Here is a 20,666-nt window from a genome sequence, read left to right as displayed (position 1 = left end):
CTTCCGAAGCTTTCATCATCAGACGTCATGGGTCTTAAAAATCCATGGCGTCTTTTTTTTACCTAAGGCAAAAAAAAGAGCAGCTTGAATTTCAAGCCGCTCCCTTAACTAACTTATTATTTATAAAACTGGCTGTTGGGGAAGGAGTCGAACCTTCAAGGGGTAGTTAGCTACAGTTCAAAAATTAATTTGTGGTCAACCCATAAACTGCGTTTGTCCCATGATCCCCACCACCGAGACAAGGAGGTGTGTCTGCCAATTTCACCACCCAACATTCTTTAATTCCCAGTTCACAATTTTCAGTTTCCAGTTGCAAACTGTTAACTGCTAGCTGAGGTGCTGTAGGGGAAGGAGTCGAACCTTCATAGAGTGGTTGTACCATTGCTGGATTTCCCATTATTCTCTACCACCGAGACAAGGAGGTGTGTCTGCCAATTTCACCACCCTACATTATTTTAAGTTTTCAATTGTCAGTTTTCAGTTGTTTACTGCAAACTGGGAACTGCCTACTGGCAATTGCTTGATACAAACATAAGACAAATAGCCAATATGTTGCAAATATTTTAATGTTTTTATTTTATTTTTATAATTATTATAATAAATTAGCAGTATCATTAAAATTTAAGAAAATTATGCTTAAAAAAGAAACCCAAAATTTAGAAATTGACAACCTGGATATCCAGATCCTGACCCACCTGATGCAGGATGCCACCAAACCTTATACCGAAATAGCCAAAGACCTGATCATTTCGGGTGGTACCGTACACGTGAGGATGAAAAAACTAAGCGATATGGGCATCATCAAAGGTTCACACCTCATCATCGACCCCAAAAAAGCAGGCTACGACATTACGGCCTTTTTGGGCATCTATTTGGAAAAAGGCTCGTTATACAAGGATGCGGTCGAACATTTGAGCAAGATCAAGGAAGTGGTAGAACTACATTACACCACAGGCTCGTACAGCATGTTTGCCAAAATCACCTGCAGAGATACCAACCACCTGCGCCATGTGCTGAACGAAGAGATACAGGCTGTAAAAGGCATCCAGCGTACAGAAACCCTCATCTCATTAGAAGAAAGCATCAAAAGGCAAATCGAACTGGGCTAGTTTGTTGGTTGGTTTGTTGTTAGTCGGTTAGATTATCAATTGTTACAAGTTTTCGTTGATTCTTGCTACTTATTAAATAATCCTTTTAACGCGGCCAGTTTAGCCTGCAAATCGCCATCGGCTTCTTGCTTGGCCTGAGCTTGTTTAGCCTGATGCTGGGGTTTAGGGTTATGCCTTGCATTTTGACTTTTGTTAACCGGTTTCGCCTCGGTCCTTGCGCCTTGCCCTTTTTGGCTATCTTCTTTCATGGATAGGGAAATCCGCTTGCGCGCCACATCCACATCAACCACGGTTACCTGCACCACTTGGCTTACCTTAACCACTTCATTAGGGTTGGCTACATAGCGATTGGCCAATTGGCTGGTATGCACCAGTCCGTCTTGATGCACGCCAATATCGACAAAAGCGCCAAAATTGGTAATATTGGTAACAATACCCGCCAGCTTCATGCCCGTTTTAAGGTCTTCTATCGAGTTTACGCCTTCTGCAAAACTAAATACCTCGAACTGTTCGCGTGGATCGCGACCAGGCTTGGCCAGTTCTTTTACAATATCATTTAAGGTAGGCAAACCCACTGTAGCGCTTACATATCGCTGCAGGTTCAGTTGTTTTTGCAGGTTGCCATCCTTCATCAAGTCGTTTACCGTGCAACCCAAATCGGAAGCCATTTGTTTAACCAGCGCGTAACGTTCTGGATGCACCCCGCTTCGGTCTAAAACCTGCTCGGCATCGCGGATGCGCAAAAAGCCAGCGGCCTGCTCAAAAGCTTTTTCGCCTAAACGTGGCACTTTTTTAAGGCTTTCCCTATTTTTAAAGGCACCGTTTTTATTGCGGTAGTCGATAATATTTTGTGCCAACTGCTCGCCCAAGCCTGAAACGTAGGCCAATACCTGTTTAGAGGCCGTATTCAGCTCAACACCTACGGCATTTACACAGCTCATTACGGTATCGTCTAAGCTTTGTTTCAATTGGCCTTGGTCTACATCGTGCTGGTATTGGCCAACCCCTATGGAACGCGGATCGATCTTAACCAATTCGGCCAAAGGGTCCATCAAGCGCCTGCCGATAGATACCGCACCCCTTACCGTTACATCTTTATCAGGAAACTCCTCCCTGGCCAAAGGCGAAGCCGAGTAAATGGAAGCGCCACTTTCGTTAACCATAACCACGGTTACCTCAGGTATGCGCAAGCCACGCACAAAAGTCTCTGTTTCGCGACCAGCTGTACCATTACCGATGGCAATGGCTTCTATTTCGTATCGATCGCACAGTTGCTTTACCTGCCATTCGGCATCTTTTAAATTGCCTTGACCAGTATGCGGATAAATGGTGGTATTTTCTAATAATTTGCCTTGCCTATCTAAACAAACCACTTTACAGCCTGTTCTGAAACCCGGATCGATGGCCATGACGTTTTTTTGGCCCAAAGGCGCTGCCATGAGCAGTTGCCGGGCATTTTCGGCAAATACACGGATAGCTTCGGTATCGGCCTTTTGTTTAATCGTTGCCCGCAATTCGGTTTCCATTGCAGGACGCAACAAGCGTTTGTAGCCATCGTTAATGGCCAGTTGTACTTGTTCGCCGCAGGCATTGCGGGCGGTTATAAACTGGTTTTCGAGCAAGGTAATGGCTTCTTCTTCGGGAGGCAGCACATCAAGCTTTAAAAAGCCCTCTTCTTCGCCCCTTAACATGGCCAATACACGATGCGAAGGTGCGGTTTTAGCATTTTCCTCCCACTCGAAATAATCTTTGTACTTAATGCCCTCTTCTTCCTTGCCTTTAGCCAGCACCGTTTTATAAGTAGCCTTTTGCATAAAGTAATGACGCATTTTATTTCTGGCTTCGGCGTTTTCGCTTACCATTTCGGCAATGATATCCCTGGCACCGGCCAAGGCTTCGGCCACGTTGTTTACGCCTTTTTCGGTATTGATGTAAGCATCGGCTTCGATAGCGGGCTCTATGCGACTTTGCGACAGGATGCGCAAGGCCAAAGGCTCCAAACCCTTCTCCCTCGCTACCGAAGCTCGGGTTTTACGCTTGGGCTTATAAGGCAGGTAAATGTCTTCTAAAGCCGAGAGCGTTTGTGCTTCGTTTATTTTTTGCTCCAACTCTGGCGTAAGCTTTTCCATCTCGGCCAACGACTTGAGAATAGCCTCGCGGCGCTTGTCCAACTCGCGCAGCTGCTGGGCTAAATCGCGGATGGCAGCCACTTGCACTTCATCCAAACTGCCGGTCTGTTCCTTACGGTAACGCGAAATAAACGGAACGGTAGCCCCTTCGTCGAGCAAGCTTAGCGTAGCATTAACCTGACTGTTAGCGATATTTAATTGAGAAGCGATTTGCCTAGCGTGGATATTCATATTTTAATTAGGAAAGCCGTAAAATTAAAACTATTATGGAATAATATTTAGCCCTTTATCATTCATTGATGAAAAAGATATACCTGATTTGTTTAACAATGATTTCCTTTGATGGAGCCAGCCAAAAACGATTTGGCCATGGAAAAATACAGGTTACTTAGTAAAACCAGTACTGGCCCAATAAAAAAATCCCCTAAGCTGGCCTAGGGGATCTGTTATCTAATACTTGCACGGCTTTAAAAACCCTACAACTGCATGTTATTTATTAACGTACATTACTTCTTTAACCGCTTTAACCACTTTTTCGGCATTTGGCAAGCTGGCGGCGATTAGGGTTGGCGCATACGGAAGCGGCACATCGGCGCAAGTGATCCGCAATACCGGTGCATCCAGGTGGTCGAATGCATTTTTTTGAACGTTGAAGGCAATTTCTGAAGAAATCGAAGCCAACGGCCAAGCTTCTTCAACAATCACCAAACGGTTGGTTTTCTTAACCGAGTTGATGATGGTGGCATAATCGATCGGGCGTACAGTACGCAAGTCGATTACCTCGGCATTGATGCCTTCCTTGGCTAATTCTTCAACCGCAGGGTTAACTGCACGGGTTAGCATTTTGCCAAAAGTAACAATGGTTACATCGGTACCTTCTTTAACCACGTTGGCTTTGCCTAGTTCAATGTAGTATTCGCCTTCTGGCACGTCGGCTTTATCGCCGTACATCACTTCCGATTCCATGAAAATTACTGGATCCGGATCCAAAATAGCTTGTTTCAATAAACCTTTGGCATCGTAAGGCGTAGCCGGAACCACTACTTTTAAGCCCGGGCAATTGGCATACCAGTTCTCAAAGTTCTGAGAGTGCTGTGCACCTAGCTGACCAGCATTACCGGTAGGGCCGCGGAAAACGATTGGCACCGAGAACTGTCCACCGCTCATTGATAATATTTTGGCAGCGCCATTGATAATTTGGTCGATGGCTACCAAAGAGAAGTTAAAGGTCATAAATTCTACAACAGGTATCAAGCCGTTCATGGCGGCGCCAATACCAATACCTGCAAAGCCTAGCTCGGCAATAGGCGTATCAATTACACGTTTATCGCCAAATTCGTCTAACATGCCCTGACTCACTTTATATGCACCATTATATTGCGCAACTTCCTCGCCCATTAAAAAAATGTTCTCGTTTTTACGCATTTCTTCGCTTAATGCTTCGCGTAGTGCTTCTCTAAATTGGATTTCTCTCATTGTTTGTTCAAAAATTACCGAGGGCAAATATAACTAATGAATCGTAATTTTAAAGTAGTGTTTTGATTACACGATGCTTTAGCCATGAGGAAACCCTAAGCCGCAGGCGCCAAGTGTAAACTGTTATTTGGCGAGCATTAAAAACCGCCTTAGAATATTAGTCTTTTAAAGGCGTTAACAGCGAATAGATTTCGCTATCCAGAAATTGGCCATTAAAGTAATAATCCTGTTTAAAATAGGCTTCCTTTACAAAACCATGTTTGAGCAGGAGCTGCCTGGAGGCGTCGTTATCGGGACTGATGATGGCCTGCATGCTGTGCAAACCGATGGTTTCGAAGCCAAAGGCAAGCGTTTTGCTTGCGGCTTCCGAAGTAAAGCCCTGCCTCCAGTAATCAGGATGCAGCATATAGCCAAACTCTCCCCTATGGTTATCCGAATCAATACGCCAATAACCAATACTGCCGATCATCTGTTCAGGCCGATCTTTTAGCGCCATTACCCAGGGCAGGCTTTTGCCGGCCAAGGTATTCTCCTGGATCAAGGCAATCAGGTCCTGTACGTCTTGCAAGCCTTTAGGTCGTGGGCGATTGATGTAGCGCATAACCTCTTCATTGGTCCGCATATCGAAAAGGATATCGGCATCGCTTGACCGATGTTCGCGCAACAATAATCTTTCTGTTTCTAATACAGGAAATTCGGGAAAATCTAATACCAGCATCGTTGATGGGTTAAGGGTGAAAAGCCAATGATAGCAAAATCCATCAAATTTCTAAAGCATAACTTTTTCCGGCCACGGTTTGCAGCGCTTTGAACTTGTTGCCATACTTCACTTTGCAGGTTCCGCCAGCAACTGAGGTAATTTTGCTGCTTACAAGCTTGCCTTTTTTCCATTTCATGTCTACTACAAAACCGCCTCGGGCCACCAAACCTTTTACCTCTCCCTCAGCCCATTCGGCAGGCAAGGCTGGCAAAAGCTCAACAAAGCCCTGATGGCTCTGCAACAGCATTTCTGCAATGCCTGCGCCTCCGCCAAAATTACCGTCGATTTGAAACGGCGGGTGCGCACCAAAAAGATTGCCATATACGCCGCCCCCACCCATTTTGATCTGGGCATCTTTGCCCACATAGCGCAGCATTTTTTTTACGGCATCATAAGCTCTTTCGCCATTTTGCAACCTGGCCCAAAGGTTAATACGCCAGGTTATGGCCCAGCCCGTTCCTTCGTTGGTTCTTATTTCGAGCGATTTCTTTACCGCCTGGGCCAGTTCTGGGGTTTGCGAACTGGTAATGCTGTAGCCTGGATAAGCGGCAAACAAATGCGAAAGATGCCTGTGGCGCGGGTCTTGGTCTTCCCAATCGTGGTACCACTCCTGCAAATTGCCTTTTTTGCCAATTTGATAAGGGTACAATTTGGCCAAAGCTGTTTTGACAGACTGCTGCATATCGGCATCGACACCCAATATTTTGGTGGCCTTGAGGTAATCGGCAAACAACTCCCTGATCATGGCCAAATCTGCGGTGCTGCCATATAGGGTGCTTCCTTTATAACCTGTTGAGGTAATGTATATATTTTCAGGCGAAGTTGACGGTGCCGTAACCAGGTTTCCTTTCGGATCAGCAGTTAAAAAATCGAGGCAAAACTGTACTGCTCCCTTCATTAAAGGATAGGCCTGTTTGGCCAGGTAGGCATCGTCTTTGGTAAAGGCATAGTGCTCCCACAAATGTGTCGATAGCCATACGCCTCCCATTGGCCAGTTTGCCCATTGCGGACTCCCTTCGCCAAAGGCGCCTACAGGATTGGTCATGGCCCATAAATCGGTATTGTGGTGGCAAACCCAACCTCCTGCATTGTAATAATTTTTAGCTGTTATCGCTCCGGTTTGGGCCAACTGGCCAATAAAATCGAGCAAAGGTTGGTGCAGTTCTGAAAGGTTGCCCGTTTCTACGCCCCAATAATTCATTTCGGCGTTGATATTGGTGGTGTAGTTGCTGCTCCAAGGCGGACGCACCAATTCGTTCCACAAGCCCTGCAGGTTTGGAGGCAAGCCGCCTACTCTCGATGAACTGATCAACAAATAACGGCCATATTGATAATACAAAGCTACGAGACTGTTATCGCTCTTGCCCGATGCGAAACGGTTTAAGCGGTCGATTGTGGTTAAATTTTCTGCTTCCCTATCTCCCAAATCCAGCTGTACGCGATCAAAATATTTCCTGAAATCAGCTGTATGTTTTTTGAGCAGCTCGGCATAGGTTTTGCCCGTTGCGGCCTGCAAATAAGCGGCCGCCGAGGCTACTTCGTCTTTGCCTTGCGTACCTGGATTTTTATTGGCTCCGTTAAAGCTGGTTGCCATCGATACCAGGAGCACGGCCTCGGTAGCATTCGTAACTTTTAGCGTACTGTCTTGCAAATTTTGCTGCCCATCGGTTTTCAGCACCCTGAGCATCGCCGAAAAACGCATGGCATTTACCGGGTCGTTGACAATCGTACTCGGCAAATGGCTACGGTAATTGGGTTCCGCATGGAATGGTGCATGGCCTTTAAAATGCAGGCTACCCGCTTCAACAGCTGTTTTGGCTTGCAACAGGCTATTGAAACGGCAGGTAAAGTTCAGCTTGTCGCCACCTTTTGCCGTTAACCTGATTACCATCACCTGATCAGGATGCGAGATAAAGGTTTCGCGGGTATAAACGGTGCCGTTGAGGGTATAGCTTACTTTTGAAACGGCATTCTGGATATCCAGCTCCCGTTTATAGTCGACAGGTTCGCCCTGATGGCCAAAATCAATATACAGATTGCCTAAAGGCGCATACGATTCGGAAAAGCTGCCTTGCATAAAGCGCACCAAGGAATCGGCTTTTTTGTAGTTTTCGCTAAACAAGGCATCCCTTACCGGCTGCAGGTAGTTCTTGGCACGGGGATTCATGTCGGGGTTTACCGGGCCTCCGGCCCACAAAGTGGCTTCATTAAGCGAAAATCGCGCACTGCTAACACCGCCATAGTCCATGGCCCCCAAACGGCCATTGCCCAGAGGCAAGGCTTCCTCAAACTGACCGGCCGGTTTGGTATACCATAATTTTAGGGCATTTGGGCCTTGGGCGAGTAAGGCATTGGCCCATAGCAAGCTCAAGGCCACGAGGAGAAGAGTTTTTTTCATCAGTAGTTGGATATAGGTAGCCTAAATATAAGCGTTTAAACCCGTAAAAAACAACCTACCAAAGCCTAGGCTTTGGCTATTTTCCAAACAAGGTTTTGTAGATCGAGTATTTGTAGTTGTCTTCAACCGCACTGGCCTTAAAATATGGCGCTTCGAAAAGTTCGGTCAGCTTTTTGCGCAATTCCTCCAAAAACTGGGGTTTGAGCTCTTCCAGGTAATCGCCGGCGAGGCTCTGTTTGCCCGACTTAAACCAGGTGCCATCCTGGCTCATGGTTTTAACCACATACAGGTTGGGCTCTACGGCAGTTTTGCCTGCATATTGCTCATACACATAGGTATAGAGCAAGGTTTGCACCAACGCCTTATTGATGTACTTGCCATCAGAATTGAACAGCTCGGGAACATCTTTGAACGTAAGCTTGTCGCTTCCGGTTTTATAGTCGATAATTTTAACCACGCCATCTTTCTCATCAACACGGTCTATATAGCCAAATATTTTGACGCTGGCTTCCTGGCCCTTCAACGGAAAGGAAACCATAGCTTCTACCTTTTGCTCTAGGGTAAGGATCTGGAAAGGTGCCTGGCGCTCATCCTGATTTAAAATAATCTCAACATAGGCTTCAACGATGGCCAGGATTACTTTTTGCATGCCGGAATACTCCAAAACCTTATTGGGATTGTCGAACATTACCGTCGCGAAAGCCTGTTGTACCAGAGCAGGCACCTTTTTGCGCTTAACCTGGATCAGCTCCTTGGTGATGATTTCCTTTTTAAGGTCTTGATAGAAATACTCCATCACCTTGTGCAAAACAGAACCTACTTCATTGGCTTCTACTACGGCACTTACTTCCTTGGGCTCTTTGATGCCTGCAATGTAATTGAAGAAAAAATCTATCGGATTGGAAATGTATTGGGTTAATGCCGAAGGCGAAAGGACGCGCTCCTTATTGAGGTATTTTTGAAGCACCGCCTGAATGGCCGGGTTGCTTTTGTCAATCTGTATTTCTTTGGCCAGTTCTGTTTTTACATTAAGGCTCAGGGCATAATGGCTGAAGGTAAAATTGCTTTCGTACTGCAATTGCTTCAAAATCCGGCTTACCTCGCCTGAATTCGATTCGTCTGTCAGGCTGTTATAGACAAAACTGATATGCTTGGCCCTTTGTAATAGACGATACACCATGTACGACGAAATGGCATCCTGATTTTCGAGCACCGGCAAGCCATAAACACGGCGAATGCTATCGGGAATAAAGCTGTTTCCGATGGTTGATTTGGGAATAATACCTTCGTTAAAGCCCAGGAAAACGATTTTATCGAAGTTCAGGTTACGGGTTTCAAGTAGGCCCATCAGCTGGATGCCACTCAGCGGATCGCCCGACAAAGGTACAGCAATACCCTGCAAGGCTTTTTTTACCAAGGCGCAAACAAAGGCAATTTCTTCTTGGCCAATGTGCCTGCCAATGGTATCGTGCAGGCGGTTAAGCTCCTGAATGGTTTTGATGAATAGTTCGGCATCTATTTTTTTGAGCAATTTTTGGGTAGAAAGCCTATTGAGCAGAAAATCCATAACGGTTAGCAGCTGGCTAATTACTTGTTCTGGACCTTTTACTTTTTGGTAGAAGATTTCGAAAAGCCCTTTTTGCTTCAACAGCCTTTCGTAATCGATGTGCGCAATTTTCTCATCCAAGAGGGTAGTCTGCACTTTATCCTTCATTTTTTGGCTGAGACCAGTTAAAGGATGAGTTAAAAAGGCGGCCAGCTGCTGGTAGCTGATTTGCTGTTCCTGTTGGATTTCCAATTGCGAGCTGAGCCATAAATCGGCCAGGCCGTATACACTTGAAGTACCCAGCGGAAAACCCATGGTTACATTGAGGTTCACGGTATGTTCCCCTACCTGTTGAGGTATGGTTTGCAAAGCAGGGATCAGCAAGCTTTCGTCGGCCAAAATTACCGCCGTTGTTCCTATCGGGTCGGTTTGTGCATAATCATCGGCTAAAATATGGTTCAACAGCTTGGCTTGGGCCGTTTTGCCTTGTATCTGATAAGAGTCTACATGATGGGGCATATTTTGCATCAAACTCGGCCTATCGGCAAAAGCATTTTGGAGCTGCAACTGGCTGATGTTTTTACGCAGAAACAAACCTGCCTCCTGCAAAGGATCGTTGAAGTAGTAGCTGTCTATATCGAAATAGAAAAGCGATTTACCAGCTTCTTGAAGTTTGGCAAACAAGCGCGCCTCGGCACTGGTTAGCGCATTAAAGCCTACAAAAATAAGCTTGCCCTGATCAAAATGCTGCAAGAAAGGCACTGCTACGATATCGCTATTGGCCAAAGTTCTGTAGGCATACCCATTGGTGATAAAGTTTTGCGCCTTTAAGCGGGCATGAAACTGATGGTACAGCTTGGGCATGCGCCGCCACATCTGAATAAAAAGCTCCTGCTGTTTTTTATGCTTGCCTTCCGAATAGGAAGTCCAAAACTGCGACAGAAACTCGTGTTGTTCGGGGCTGAGGTAATCGAATTCCTGATTAATGACGGCAATATCTTCCAAGTCGCGGTAAAGCTTGTCGGCATCAACCAAATCGTTGTCGATTTGGCTAAAGTCGCTTAGGATGATTTTGGCCAAGGGGAAAAACCTGTGGCTGCTTAGGGGTTCCAGGCCTTCTTCGCGCAAAAGCTCGTTATACACCTGCAACAAGGTATAGAACTGCAGGTAAAAATCGGCTGTTTTTTCTTGTACCGCCTCCGAGAAAAACTCTTGGATGGTGAAGATTGCAGGACTAAAAAACGGCTTTTTAATAATATCGGCCAAATATTTCTGCAAATAGGCCGCCGGCCTTTTGTTGTTGAAAACAATGGCACAGTGCTGCAACTGCGCACCAAATTTCTCTACGATGTCTTCGGCAACTTCCTGCAAAAATGGCTTCATTCTTTATTAGATATTTAGGCGTATCGAAATATGAGAGGTACATGAATCACGTCATGCCAAGCTGATTAAGCCTGTCTTCCAACCATATTCCCTTAAACTAATTTCAATTTTTTGCTTACGGCATAAAACAAATAGGTTTTAACTTGTTCATAACCCATGGCCATCAGCAGGCTTTTATAATTCGCGACTTGCTCGATATGCCTGTCGCTTTCTTCGAGCGTAAATTTGTAATCGAGGATAATGACTTCATTTGGCCTGAACAAAATCCGGTCGGGCCGGTGCATTTTGCCATTCGCATCGATAATATTCTGCTCGGTAATGCTTTCGGTGGCCGTACTCAAAATCTGTTGCAATTCTGGATGGTTGAGCACTTCCATGACTTCGGCCTGTAAGCCTGGCAATTCGCTTTCCTGTATTTCGCCCTCCAGCAACAGTTTGCTTAAATAGCGTTCTACGGTGGCGGCCGTTCCGGCATTGGCCAGCACATCGTGCATCAAAGAACCTCTTTTTCCCGATTCGTGGATATTGAGCAAGTGCTTAAGGTGCTTTTCTTGTGGCAACACATACAATTCAGACAACCGGTTGGTGGTAGGATAAGTGTCTAAGCTAACGAAATCCGTTTGCTCGACAGGTTCTTTAACAGCTACATCCTCTATAATTTCGTAGCGGTTGTTGTCGTCAAATTCCTGTTCGAAGGTATAATTCAGCACATCGCCCATGGTCGAAATTTTTGAACTGTCTTTTTTGGCCATCGTAGCGATATAGAGATAGTCTTTGGTACGGGTTGTAGCTACGTAAAGCATATTGAGCGCATCCATCTGACTAAACAACAGCTCTTCATAATAGGCCTTGGCTATGGCCGAATCGGCCAGGGTGTCGTTAAATTTAAGCGGGATGCCCTTCAGTTCCTTATACAGGGTTTCTTCGGCCGAAACCCAAAAAATGGAATTGGCCTGCGCCTTGATGTCCCAATTGCAAAAAGGGATAAAGACTGCCCTAAATGCCAGGCCTTTCGATTTGTGGATGGTAATGACCTGAATGGCATCCACGCCTTCGGGCGATGGCAATGATTTGGCCACACCTTCTTCATCCCACCAGGTAAGAAAAGCAACGGCTCCCTTTTCGCCAAGCTTGGTGGCATTACCCGCCAAATCCCTAAAGGCCAACAGATAGGGAATGTGGTCTGACAGGTTTTTGAGTTCGTAGCCATCGATCAGATTCTCGATCAGCTCTGCTAAAGGCAACTGTAGCCAATTAGACCAATTTTCGCAAAGCGATGCCGGCAAAATATGCCCCAAGGCACTCAACGAAGTACCGGTGAGGTTGAGGTAGGCATTGGCATCAACCGGTTTTTGATGCAGGCTATGGTGCAAGGCTATGCAATTGGCTTTGTACAAAGCAGTTTGGGCATCGATACCGGTCAGCACTTTTAGGGTATTAACGATGAGCTGCACGCAGGAGTTGTTCGAAATCAACAAGGCGTCGCCCGAAATTACGGCCAGTTGCCGAGCCATTAATTTACGCACTACCAAGAGAGCTTCGCTGTTGGAGCGCACCAAAATGGCGATGTCTTTTGAGGCATAATATTTCTCGTTTTTAAGAGTCAGGATTTCCTCGATCACATCGTCTAAAGCCACATCCCTAAATACGGTTTCAGAAAAACGCTGCTCAGGCGAAGAGTCGTCCTTTCCAAACCTTCGGATCTTAATGGTTCCGCCGGCCAGGGTTTTTGAGGCAAAGTTTTGGGTAGCGCCAGCATAAATTCCCGTAATAATTTCGTGGTACTGATTTGCTTGCCACCACTGGTTGATCGGTTCGGGCTTGGCAGCTACATTCTCGTTGAGCAGGTTTTGCAGCGTAAGCGGAATGGATTTGTAGAGAAAGTTGTTAAACGTGATGATATTGGCCGCGCTTCGGTAATTTTCTTCCAAACTTTCTTCCAGTACGTTCGCTACACCCACGTCTATTTTGGCCTGCTTGTGTAGGATATTCCAATCACCGTTGCGCCAGCGGTAAATAGACTGTTTGGTATCGCCAACAATCAAATGGTCTATCAGCTCTTGGCTTGGAGTGGCCATGGCATTGGTGAGGAGCGATTTAAAGCTGTTCCATTGGCTGGTTGAAGTATCCTGAAACTCGTCGAACAGGAAATTGCGGTAGCGCGTACCCACTTTTTCCCAAATAAACGAAGGGTTGTCGCCTGCATCATCAGTAATGCCACTGATCAGTTTTTGCGCATCGCTAATCAGCAGGTTATCGTTTTCGTTGCGATAGGTCTTTAAAAGTCCGGCGATTTCCTGCATCAGCCTCAGGTAATAGAGGTTTTTGTTAAAGGCGATAGCCAGGCTATAATTGGGTAGGTGGGTTAAATACTGTGTTTGCAATTGCTGCAAGAGCGGGTTCACCAAGGTGTATACCTCGGGCATTTCGGTGTTTTTCTGGAACCACTCGTCGGGATTGTCGATGTACTTGAACAAGGCATCGATTTTAGAGAAATCTCCCCTGGCTACCAAAATGGCTTTGGCCAATCCGTTTCTCGATTTACCTTTCAGCTGCTCGTTGCTCACCTGGTGCTGTTCAAATACCTGATAAATCTGAGTGGCCAAAGCCATGAGCTGTTCTTCGAAGTTTTTGATTTCGGCACGGGTAACCTGGATGTACTGTTTAAAAAGTTCGTCGATATTTTCGAGACCGAGGGTTTCTACGGCCTGTTCAAACACCTGGAAACTTTCTTTAAAAATTTCGCCGATCAGGTTGTAAAGCTCGGCCTTGTAATTCCAGCTTTTGTTGTCGTTGATGCGTTCAATGGCCAGGTCGATGATCCATTGCAACAATTGTTTGTTATGGTCTAAGGCTTCGTCTAATTTGGCTACCAAATCGTCTTTCACCTTATCATAGTTCATTTCCAGGTTGTAATCGGCATTGAGGCCCAGCTCGAAGGCAAAGCCACGGATTACCTTCTGCACAAAGCCATCGATGGTACTTACCGAAAAGCGGCTGTAATCGTGCAGGATTTTGCGGTACACCTGATCGGCCTTTTGCTTCAAGGTTTCGGCATTGAGGCCTGGATGCGCCTTTAAAATAAGCTGCCGATAGCCTTCTACATCGGCACTGCCTACTGCAAAGCCATGCAGCACCTCTAAGATCCGTGTTTTCATTTCTTCGGTAGCCTTGTTGGTAAAGGTTACGGCCAGAATTTCGCGGTATTTGTTCTCGCCGCTAAAAAGCAGGGTAAGGTAATGCGCCGTGAGGCTGAATGTTTTGCCCGAACCGGCAGCAGCTTGAAGTATTTTTAGGGGTTTAGGCATAGGGTTAAACTTACGCAATTTTGAATTTATACGCATGCCATCTTGAAAAATTCAACTGAATAAGTTATAAATGTTGGTGTCGGCGTTTTTCACCGATAAATGCGATGCGATAGCGTTATTGCTGCTTCTTTTTCTTGGCAATTGCCTTGAGGCTGATGCGTTCCGGACGCTTGGCCATCTCTATTGGATAGCCCAACAAATCGCGGATAACCACCGATGCGCACACGCCACCAAAAGCTGCCGGAAGATAGGAAATGGTACCATAGGCCGAGCGTTTAAAATTACTGCCATCGGTCATGATCAACGATTCCTTCATCACCTCTTCGGTAGAAAATACCGCCTTCACTTTTTCGTAATTGGCGAGCTTTTTCAAACGTTTACGCACATATTGGGCAAATACGCACTGGTAGGTATCTGGCAGCAAGGTTACGCGCAACTTGGTAGGATCAAGCTTGCCACCCGCTCCCATCGAACTCACAATGGGCATATCTTTTTCGAGGGCTTTAGAGAGCAGGGTCACCTTTGGCGTAATGCTATCAATGCAGTCCATTACATAGTCGAATTTGCCTTCCATCAGTTCACGGCATTTTTGTGGCGTTAAAAATTCTTTAACCACGTGCAGTTTCAGCGATGGGTTAATGGCCAGTAAGCGTTCCTGCATGATATCGGCTTTACTAACGCCATGATTGGTGGCCAATGCCGGCAATTGTCGGTTGCGATTGCTCGGATCTACCACATCGCCATCTACAACGGTCATTTCGCCTACGCCCGACCTGCAAATAAATTCGGCCGCAAAAGAGCCCACGCCTCCAAGGCCCACAACCAAAACGTGTTTGCCCTGTAATTTTTCAATTCCTTCGTTGCCTACCAATAGGGCTGAGCGCGACAACCAACTCACATCCGACATAAAATTTCGTGCATTAAAACACTGTGCATCAAGCGATGGCAGCGCTATATTAAACCTATTTTTTTCCAGTTGGCAAAAATAAGTGCTTTGAGCTCATCGAGCGAAGATTTTTTTAAATTAGACGCAGCCTCATAAAGGGTTGTAATGTCTGCCCCCCCTTCATCGGTTTCGAGGAAGAAACGATCGGTAACACTTAGCAGCTGGCTTGCACTAGCCGCTGGTTTGAGGATCGCGGCTCCAAAAGACAGCCAGAATCCTTTATCCAATAATTGCTGTCCCAATTCGGCATTTTTGTTAAAACCATGAATCACCATCGGCACTTGTACGTTTAGCTTTTTTTTAATGGCCATGAGCTCATCAAAGCAACGTACGCAATGTAAAATAAGTGGTTTGTTCAGTTTTTCGGCCAATGCAAGTTGCTTTTCCAAAATCACCAGCTGATTGGCCAAGGGTTCGCCTTTTAATCGATCGAGGCCACACTCGCCTATCATTTTTACTTGGGGCCGCTGTGCGATTTGCGTCAATACGGCTAGTTGTTCTTCTAAATTTTGCAAGGTAGCGTACCAAGGATGCAACCCTACCGAAATGGGCTGATGAGCTGATATTACGGGCAATGGTGCTGTAAGCGAGAAGCTCTGGATGCTAACGACCTCTAAATTTGTTGCTGCTTTATGGGTATGGATATCTAATAATTGCATCAAACCACTTAACTTTAGAAAACAAAGAATAAGTAAATGTACTTGTTCTGTAAAGAAATCGTGAATAATCTATAATTTTAGTAGTCTTTTTTATTTTTGCTCAAATATTTCAAAATCATGAAGAAAATCATCATTCTAGTGGCTTCGGTGTTTATCGCGACAGCCAGTTTTGCCCAGGCTCCGGCACAAGCTCCAGCCAAAAAAGAAGCCGTTCATATTTACGACCCTAAGGCTAATGCCCAAGCCGATATTGATGCCGCTGTGGCCAAAGCCAAAAAAGAAGGCAAGCACGTTTTTATACAAGCGGGTGGCAACTGGTGCATTTGGTGCATCCGTTTTCACGATTTGGTCAATGCAACACCAGAGTTGAAGGACTACCTGGATAAAAACTATGTAACGGTATTATTGAACTGGAGCCCAGAAAACAAAAACGAGGCGGTGTTTAAAAAACTACAGTACCCTGGCCGTTTCGGCTTTCCGGTATTTTTGATTTTGGATGGCGATGGCAAACTGATCCACACCCAAAACTCGGCTTATCTGGAAGAAGGAAATGGACATAGCGTAAAGAAAATCATGGAATTTTTGAAAAACTGGAACGTGGCCGCTTTAAAACCTGAAAACAACAAGTACTAGTATTGAATTTATAATTTGAAATCCTGGGTCTTTAGGTAGGCTCAGGATTTTTTTATTAATGCTTGCTTTTTACCATCTAAGGTGCCTTAGAAAGCCTTAGCTCTTCGCCTCAACATCCTTAATGCCTTAATGGTTCAAGCCCTCGAGCATAATGGCTTATTCAGCAACTAAGGCGACTTATTAAATCTTAGTTCTTCACCTTGACACGCTTAAATGGCTAAAACCTATTGCCGCTGAAAAGCTACTTGTCTTCTATGCTCGTTATAAATTGGTTTTTCAATCCAAACTGCCAGTTCGGTGTTTTCGAAGCGGTGATGACCAGCTCACCTCCTTTATTGATTTCGTCTTGGGTAATCCAGTTCCGGTTTAAAGCCTTACCGTTTAGTTTAACGCTACTGATGTACTTGTTACCTTTCGCAAAATTCTCTGTCCTGATTTTAAACTGCCGGCCCTCGGCAAGCTGATAGGTTAAAGTTGGAAACAAAGGTACGTTGAGGTAATACACCGGATGGCCAACACAAGCGGGTGAAAAACCACTGGCCGTGAATACATACCAGGCCGACATGGCCCCGGCATCATCATCCATGGTGCGGATATAGGCCTTGGGCTCGTTTTTATAGATCCTGTCAATAAAAGGATCAATTCCCCTGCTGTTGTCGTTGAAATAATATTGCACCACGGTATCGGCGGCCAACTGGTGCATCCATTGTTGCGAAAGCCATGGCGATGTACTGGCATTGAACATCAATGGCACCTGCAGATCGGGCTCATTGGCATGGTTATAATAATCGTTTTCGTAAAAGCGCTTCAGCTGCGCCAAATAAGCCTCTTCGCCTCCACACAACTCTTTTAAGCCTTTTACATCAAAGGGCACAAACCACCGATACTGCCAAATGGTACCCTGGTATAAGCCACGTGCCTGCATCCGGTCTACATCGTTCTTGTCGATATCTTTAAAATCCTTGTTCCAATAGGTTTGATAGGCTCGCGCTTTTTCCAGGTACTGCTGGTAACGCGCCGGCTGTTTGAGCACCTCAAAAATCTGCGCCAGCGCCCAAACGTCATAACTAGACTCCAAAGCTTTATCTGGCTTGCTAAAATCGAGCCTGTTGACTTCGGCCACCAGCGAATCAGCAATCTTGGCAAAATCTACGTGGTAGCCTTTTTTATAGGCATCTAACAACACTACAATGGCATGCTCGGTTCTCACCGTGTTGGAGGCCTCGCTTTGGGTAGCATAGTCTTTTTTGCCGCTGCTGTACATGCTGGCTATGGAAGTGGCAATATCCTGATAAACCTTGGGCTGGATGATAGACAGCAACGGCAGCTGCGTACGGTAGTTGTCCCATATGGCCCAGCCATTGTAATGCAAATTTTTGCTCTGCGAAACACCATTGCTCAGCTTGTATTTGCCGTCTTGCTCCGAAATGAGGTAAGGCGATTGCAGGGTTCGATACAGTAGCGAATAAAACAGCTTTTGACTCGCCAAATCGCCTTCTGCCCTGATGCTGCCCAATTTTTCGTTCCACTCTTTTTGCGACTGGTTTTTCAAAGCTTCAAAAGAAAGCCTGAAGGAATTGTTTTTCGCATGTTCTTCATCCACAGCAGAAAAACCGACCCTCAGTTCAACGGCGGTTTCGTCGCCTTTCAAAAAAAGATTGAGCTGATGCGCATTAAGTTCTCTGACCTCGAAGCCCTTGTTAATGAGCAACTGATAGTAAACCTTATATTTTCCGGCACCGCAAGTGGTTTTGGCTTCTATCCAGCCGCTAATGCCCAAACTGTTGATTTCGTGTGCTTCGGCTGCAAAACCGTTAGACAAAGCATGGCCAAAATCGATAAAAAACCCTTTTTTTCTGCCCTTGGGAAAGGTGTACTGGTGCATACCCGATTTATCCCGAGCAGTTAACCTCACATCGATTTTATTGCCGAAAGCGACGTGATAATAACCTGGGCTGGCATCTTCCTTAACCTTGAGCAGCTCTTCTTTTTCATCGCTCAAAAAAGGCTTGATCAGCAATAATCCGCCGCTGCCGGTACAGCCTACACCCTCAAAACGGTTGTGCGTAAAGCCCAAAAACTTCTTAGCCTCATACTCATAGCCCGCATGCAGGTTAGGGTAGGTTTGCGGACCAATGCTCATCATGCCAAAAGGCGAAGATGCCGCCGGACTTAGCTGTCCGTGATCACCAGAAGAGCCTAAAAAAACATTGACCAGTTTAGCGGGTTCGAATACCTGCTGCGCATTTAAACCAAAGGAGAAGACGATTAAAAATAAAGCAACAAGCTTCAGTTCTTTCATTTTGATAGGGATTAATTCAAAATCTGGCAAAAAAAGCTATAGCCCATCTCCATATTTGAAGAAGGCATTGACCGAAACCGGCAGCTTACCCGTTGGCACCAATTGTTTTTTAAACACCGAAGCCGCAGCTTTTTGCATATAATCTTCTTTTTGATAGGCTACCAATAGGGATTTTGCATTTTCCAATCCCGGGAGACCAGCCAAATTATAAGGATTGGCAAAAAATGCAAATACGGCATCTTTTTTAGCCATGTCGGCCAGGAACATTTTCAGGTCGGCACTTAGAGGCAAATTGTTGCTTGGACGCAAACGGCTATCGATGATGCCGATAATTACCTGATCTTCTGGCTTGATTTCGGCCAAAACTTTGGCAATGGCGTTGGCGTTGGCATTTTTGTCGAGGTTATAAACGATGGAATTTTTATAGGTGGTGACCAATTCCTGCTGAAAAACCGTTACGTCAGGCGTACCTACGTTCAAAATTACAGTGCGTTTATCAGGCGTAAGCTGCTGTAACGCATCGCGCCCTTTGAGTAAGGTCATGCTGGCATCAGCCAATTGCTGCAACAAAGCCATGCTTTCAGGCCTGTTTACCTCGGCCACAACGTTGTCTTCGTTAACGTGCTTTTTAACATTGAGGCCTGCCCAATACTTGGCCACCAAAATCTTTTTTACGCTTTCCTCGATCCGTTCCATGGTTAAGCGTTGGTCTCTAATGGCCTGGCGGATTTTCTTCACGGCTCTTTTGGTATCTTCGGTCAACTCCAAAATGTCGTTGCCGGCAATAATTCCCATTACATCAGCCTCGCTATCTTTGTAATATTTGACCACGCCTTTCATTTCCATGGCATCAGAAATAACAATGCCCTTAAAGCCCAATTGCTCTTTCAATACACCCGTTACGATGGGTTTAGACAAGGTGGAAGGCATGTTTGGCGTTGCATCGAGCGCCGGAATGTTCATGTGTGCAATCATTACGCCCGCAGCGCCTTGCTTAATCAGCTCCCTGAAAGGATAAATTTCCAAACTATCCAAACGCTCTTTGGTGAAATTGAGCTGGGGCAAATCGTAGTGCGAATCTACATCAGTATCGCCGTGGCCAGGAAAGTGCTTCAGGCTGACCATCAAACCACCGTCTTGCATGCCTTTCATATAAGCGGCACCTTTTTCGGCTACGTTATATTTATTCTCGCCAAACGAACGGTAGTTGATGACCGGATTTTTGGCATTGTTGTTTACATCCACATCAGGAGCCAAATTCATGTGCATGCCCAAACGTTTGTAATCTTTGGCTACCTCTAGGCCCATTTTATAGATCAGTTCTTTGTTTTGAACAGCGCCCAAGGCCATTTGGTAAGGATAGGAAATGGTGCTGTCTAAACGCATGCCCAAACCCCATTCGCCATCAGAAGTAATCAGCAAAGGCACTTTGGCCAGTTTTTGATATTTGTTGGTCAAGATGGCTTGTCGGCCAGGCCCGCCCTGAAAAAACACCAAGCCACCAATTTTTTCTCTTTTGATTACCTTGCCTACCGAATCTTCGAAGGCCTGACCCCTGTTGGTATGTGCCCGTACAAAGAACAACTGGGCAATTTTCTGCCTTTTGCTCATCCTGTTGAATACCGAATCGACCCATTTAGGCTGTTGTTTCAACAATTCGAGGTAAGATGGCTGTATTTGTTGCGCCTGCGTGCTTAGGGTGCCTAAGCTTGCCACAAGGCCAAGGGTATATAAAAGAGATCTTTTCATTTGTGTATGCTGCTTTTCCTTATCGTGAATAATTTGCGCATTAAAGATGCTGAATTTAATCGAGCCCCACCAAAAAATTAGCCCAACTTGACGCCTTACCGGACCAATTGTATTAAATTTGATACACTTTAACACCTTATCGCAGCTTGGCCAAAACATTCCAAATAGTTGTTTAAACATTCAATAATGGGCTTCCAGCTAGTCTGGATCAATGCTCGGCCATTATTTAACATTTCAAATCCTGGCTTTGGCACATTTATTCCAATAT

The 20,666-nt window shown here is 45.6% G+C and carries 12 protein-coding genes and 2 tRNA genes; 2 read left to right on the top strand and 12 right to left on the bottom strand.

Translation table 11 applies throughout. The features are described 5' to 3' along the window. Window positions 1–129: 129 nt before the first annotated feature. Window positions 130–274, bottom strand: a tRNA-Asp gene (locus AC6H1S_RS00440). Between the two features lie 65 nt (window positions 275–339). Continuing rightward, window positions 340–450 (bottom strand) — tRNA-Asp (locus AC6H1S_RS00435). Window positions 451–632: 182 nt separating this feature from the next. Here AC6H1S_RS00435 and AC6H1S_RS00430 point away from each other — a divergent pair. Further along, entirely contained in the window at window positions 633–1,109 is a 477-nt protein-coding gene (locus tag AC6H1S_RS00430; protein WP_199140699.1) for an Lrp/AsnC ligand binding domain-containing protein, read from the top strand. A 65-nt stretch (window positions 1,110–1,174) separates the two neighbouring features. On the opposite strand, the gene AC6H1S_RS00425 is transcribed toward AC6H1S_RS00430, so the two are convergent. The 8 genes from AC6H1S_RS00425 to AC6H1S_RS00390 form a co-directional block, all read right to left on the bottom strand. Next, the gene (locus AC6H1S_RS00425; protein ID WP_497564734.1) at window positions 1,175–3,469 is read right to left on the bottom strand and encodes a Tex family protein; all 2,295 of its coding nucleotides are present in this window, start codon (window positions 3,467–3,469) and stop codon (window positions 1,175–1,177) included. A 258-nt stretch (window positions 3,470–3,727) separates the two neighbouring features. Further along, window positions 3,728–4,714 carry a pyruvate dehydrogenase complex E1 component subunit beta gene (locus AC6H1S_RS00420; RefSeq protein ID WP_199140701.1) on the bottom strand — a complete coding sequence of 329 codons (987 nt, stop codon included), beginning with the start codon at window positions 4,712–4,714 and terminating at the stop codon, window positions 3,728–3,730. Window positions 4,715–4,871: 157 nt separating this feature from the next. Next, window positions 4,872–5,432: a GNAT family N-acetyltransferase gene (locus AC6H1S_RS00415; RefSeq protein ID WP_199140702.1), complete on the bottom strand. Its 561-nt coding sequence runs from the start codon at window positions 5,430–5,432 to the stop codon at window positions 4,872–4,874. A gap of 43 nt (window positions 5,433–5,475) precedes the next feature. Then, entirely contained in the window at window positions 5,476–7,872 is a 2,397-nt protein-coding gene (locus AC6H1S_RS00410; protein WP_497564733.1) for a glycoside hydrolase family 95 protein, read from the bottom strand. A gap of 76 nt (window positions 7,873–7,948) precedes the next feature. Next, complete coding sequence (locus tag AC6H1S_RS00405) at window positions 7,949–10,801, bottom strand: PD-(D/E)XK nuclease family protein (protein ID WP_497564732.1); 2,853 nt, start codon at window positions 10,799–10,801, stop codon at window positions 7,949–7,951. Window positions 10,802–10,893: 92 nt separating this feature from the next. Then, window positions 10,894–14,109 carry a UvrD-helicase domain-containing protein gene (locus AC6H1S_RS00400; protein WP_497564731.1) on the bottom strand — a complete coding sequence of 1,072 codons (3,216 nt, stop codon included), beginning with the start codon at window positions 14,107–14,109 and terminating at the stop codon, window positions 10,894–10,896. Between the two features lie 115 nt (window positions 14,110–14,224). Further along, a complete protein-coding gene (locus AC6H1S_RS00395; RefSeq protein WP_199140706.1) occupies window positions 14,225–15,016 on the bottom strand; it encodes a tRNA threonylcarbamoyladenosine dehydratase in 792 nt (263 codons plus the stop codon). 44 nt (window positions 15,017–15,060) lie between these two features. Continuing rightward, window positions 15,061–15,714, bottom strand: a complete 654-nt coding sequence (locus tag AC6H1S_RS00390) for a TatD family hydrolase (RefSeq protein ID WP_497564730.1) — start codon at window positions 15,712–15,714, stop codon at window positions 15,061–15,063. Between the two features lie 117 nt (window positions 15,715–15,831). Here AC6H1S_RS00390 and AC6H1S_RS00385 point away from each other — a divergent pair, with 117 nt between their 5' ends. Continuing rightward, on the top strand, window positions 15,832–16,347 hold the full coding sequence (locus AC6H1S_RS00385) for a thioredoxin family protein (RefSeq protein ID WP_199140707.1): 516 nt from the start codon (window positions 15,832–15,834) through the stop codon (window positions 16,345–16,347). 241 nt (window positions 16,348–16,588) lie between these two features. Here AC6H1S_RS00385 and AC6H1S_RS00380 read toward each other — a convergent pair whose 3' ends face one another. Continuing rightward, entirely contained in the window at window positions 16,589–18,649 is a 2,061-nt protein-coding gene (locus AC6H1S_RS00380) for a glycoside hydrolase domain-containing protein (protein ID WP_497564729.1), read from the bottom strand. Window positions 18,650–18,685: 36 nt separating this feature from the next. After that, window positions 18,686–20,398 (bottom strand): glycoside hydrolase family 3 protein, encoded by a 1,713-nt coding sequence (locus tag AC6H1S_RS00375; protein WP_497564728.1) that lies wholly within the window; start codon window positions 20,396–20,398, stop codon window positions 18,686–18,688. Window positions 20,399–20,666 lie beyond the last annotated feature (268 nt).

It is taken from the genome of Pedobacter sp. TM02 (assembly GCF_059705275.1).
Note: the sequence above shows the minus strand (reverse complement) of the source record. Positions and strands in the feature narration are given on the sequence as shown.

What these genes read in the sequence shown, in the direction of transcription:
- AC6H1S_RS00430 (WP_199140699.1), top strand. Translation starts at nt 633, where the DNA reads ATGCTTAAAAAAGAAACCCAAAATTTAGAAATTGACAACCTGGATATC.
- AC6H1S_RS00425 (WP_497564734.1), bottom strand. Translation starts at nt 3,469, where the DNA reads ATGAATATCCACGCTAGGCAAATCGCTTCTCAATTAAATATCGCTAAC.
- AC6H1S_RS00420 (WP_199140701.1), bottom strand. Translation starts at nt 4,714, where the DNA reads ATGAGAGAAATCCAATTTAGAGAAGCACTACGCGAAGCATTAAGCGAA.
- AC6H1S_RS00415 (WP_199140702.1), bottom strand. Translation starts at nt 5,432, where the DNA reads ATGCTGGTATTAGATTTTCCCGAATTTCCTGTATTAGAAACAGAAAGA.
- AC6H1S_RS00410 (WP_497564733.1), bottom strand. Translation starts at nt 7,872, where the DNA reads ATGAAAAAAACTCTTCTCCTCGTGGCCTTGAGCTTGCTATGGGCCAAT.
- AC6H1S_RS00405 (WP_497564732.1), bottom strand. Translation starts at nt 10,801, where the DNA reads ATGAAGCCATTTTTGCAGGAAGTTGCCGAAGACATCGTAGAGAAATTT.
- AC6H1S_RS00400 (WP_497564731.1), bottom strand. Translation starts at nt 14,109, where the DNA reads ATGCCTAAACCCCTAAAAATACTTCAAGCTGCTGCCGGTTCGGGCAAA.
- AC6H1S_RS00395 (WP_199140706.1), bottom strand. Translation starts at nt 15,016, where the DNA reads ATGTCGGATGTGAGTTGGTTGTCGCGCTCAGCCCTATTGGTAGGCAAC.
- AC6H1S_RS00390 (WP_497564730.1), bottom strand. Translation starts at nt 15,714, where the DNA reads ATGCAATTATTAGATATCCATACCCATAAAGCAGCAACAAATTTAGAG.
- AC6H1S_RS00385 (WP_199140707.1), top strand. Translation starts at nt 15,832, where the DNA reads ATGAAGAAAATCATCATTCTAGTGGCTTCGGTGTTTATCGCGACAGCC.
- AC6H1S_RS00380 (WP_497564729.1), bottom strand. Translation starts at nt 18,649, where the DNA reads ATGAAAGAACTGAAGCTTGTTGCTTTATTTTTAATCGTCTTCTCCTTT.
- AC6H1S_RS00375 (WP_497564728.1), bottom strand. Translation starts at nt 20,398, where the DNA reads ATGAAAAGATCTCTTTTATATACCCTTGGCCTTGTGGCAAGCTTAGGC.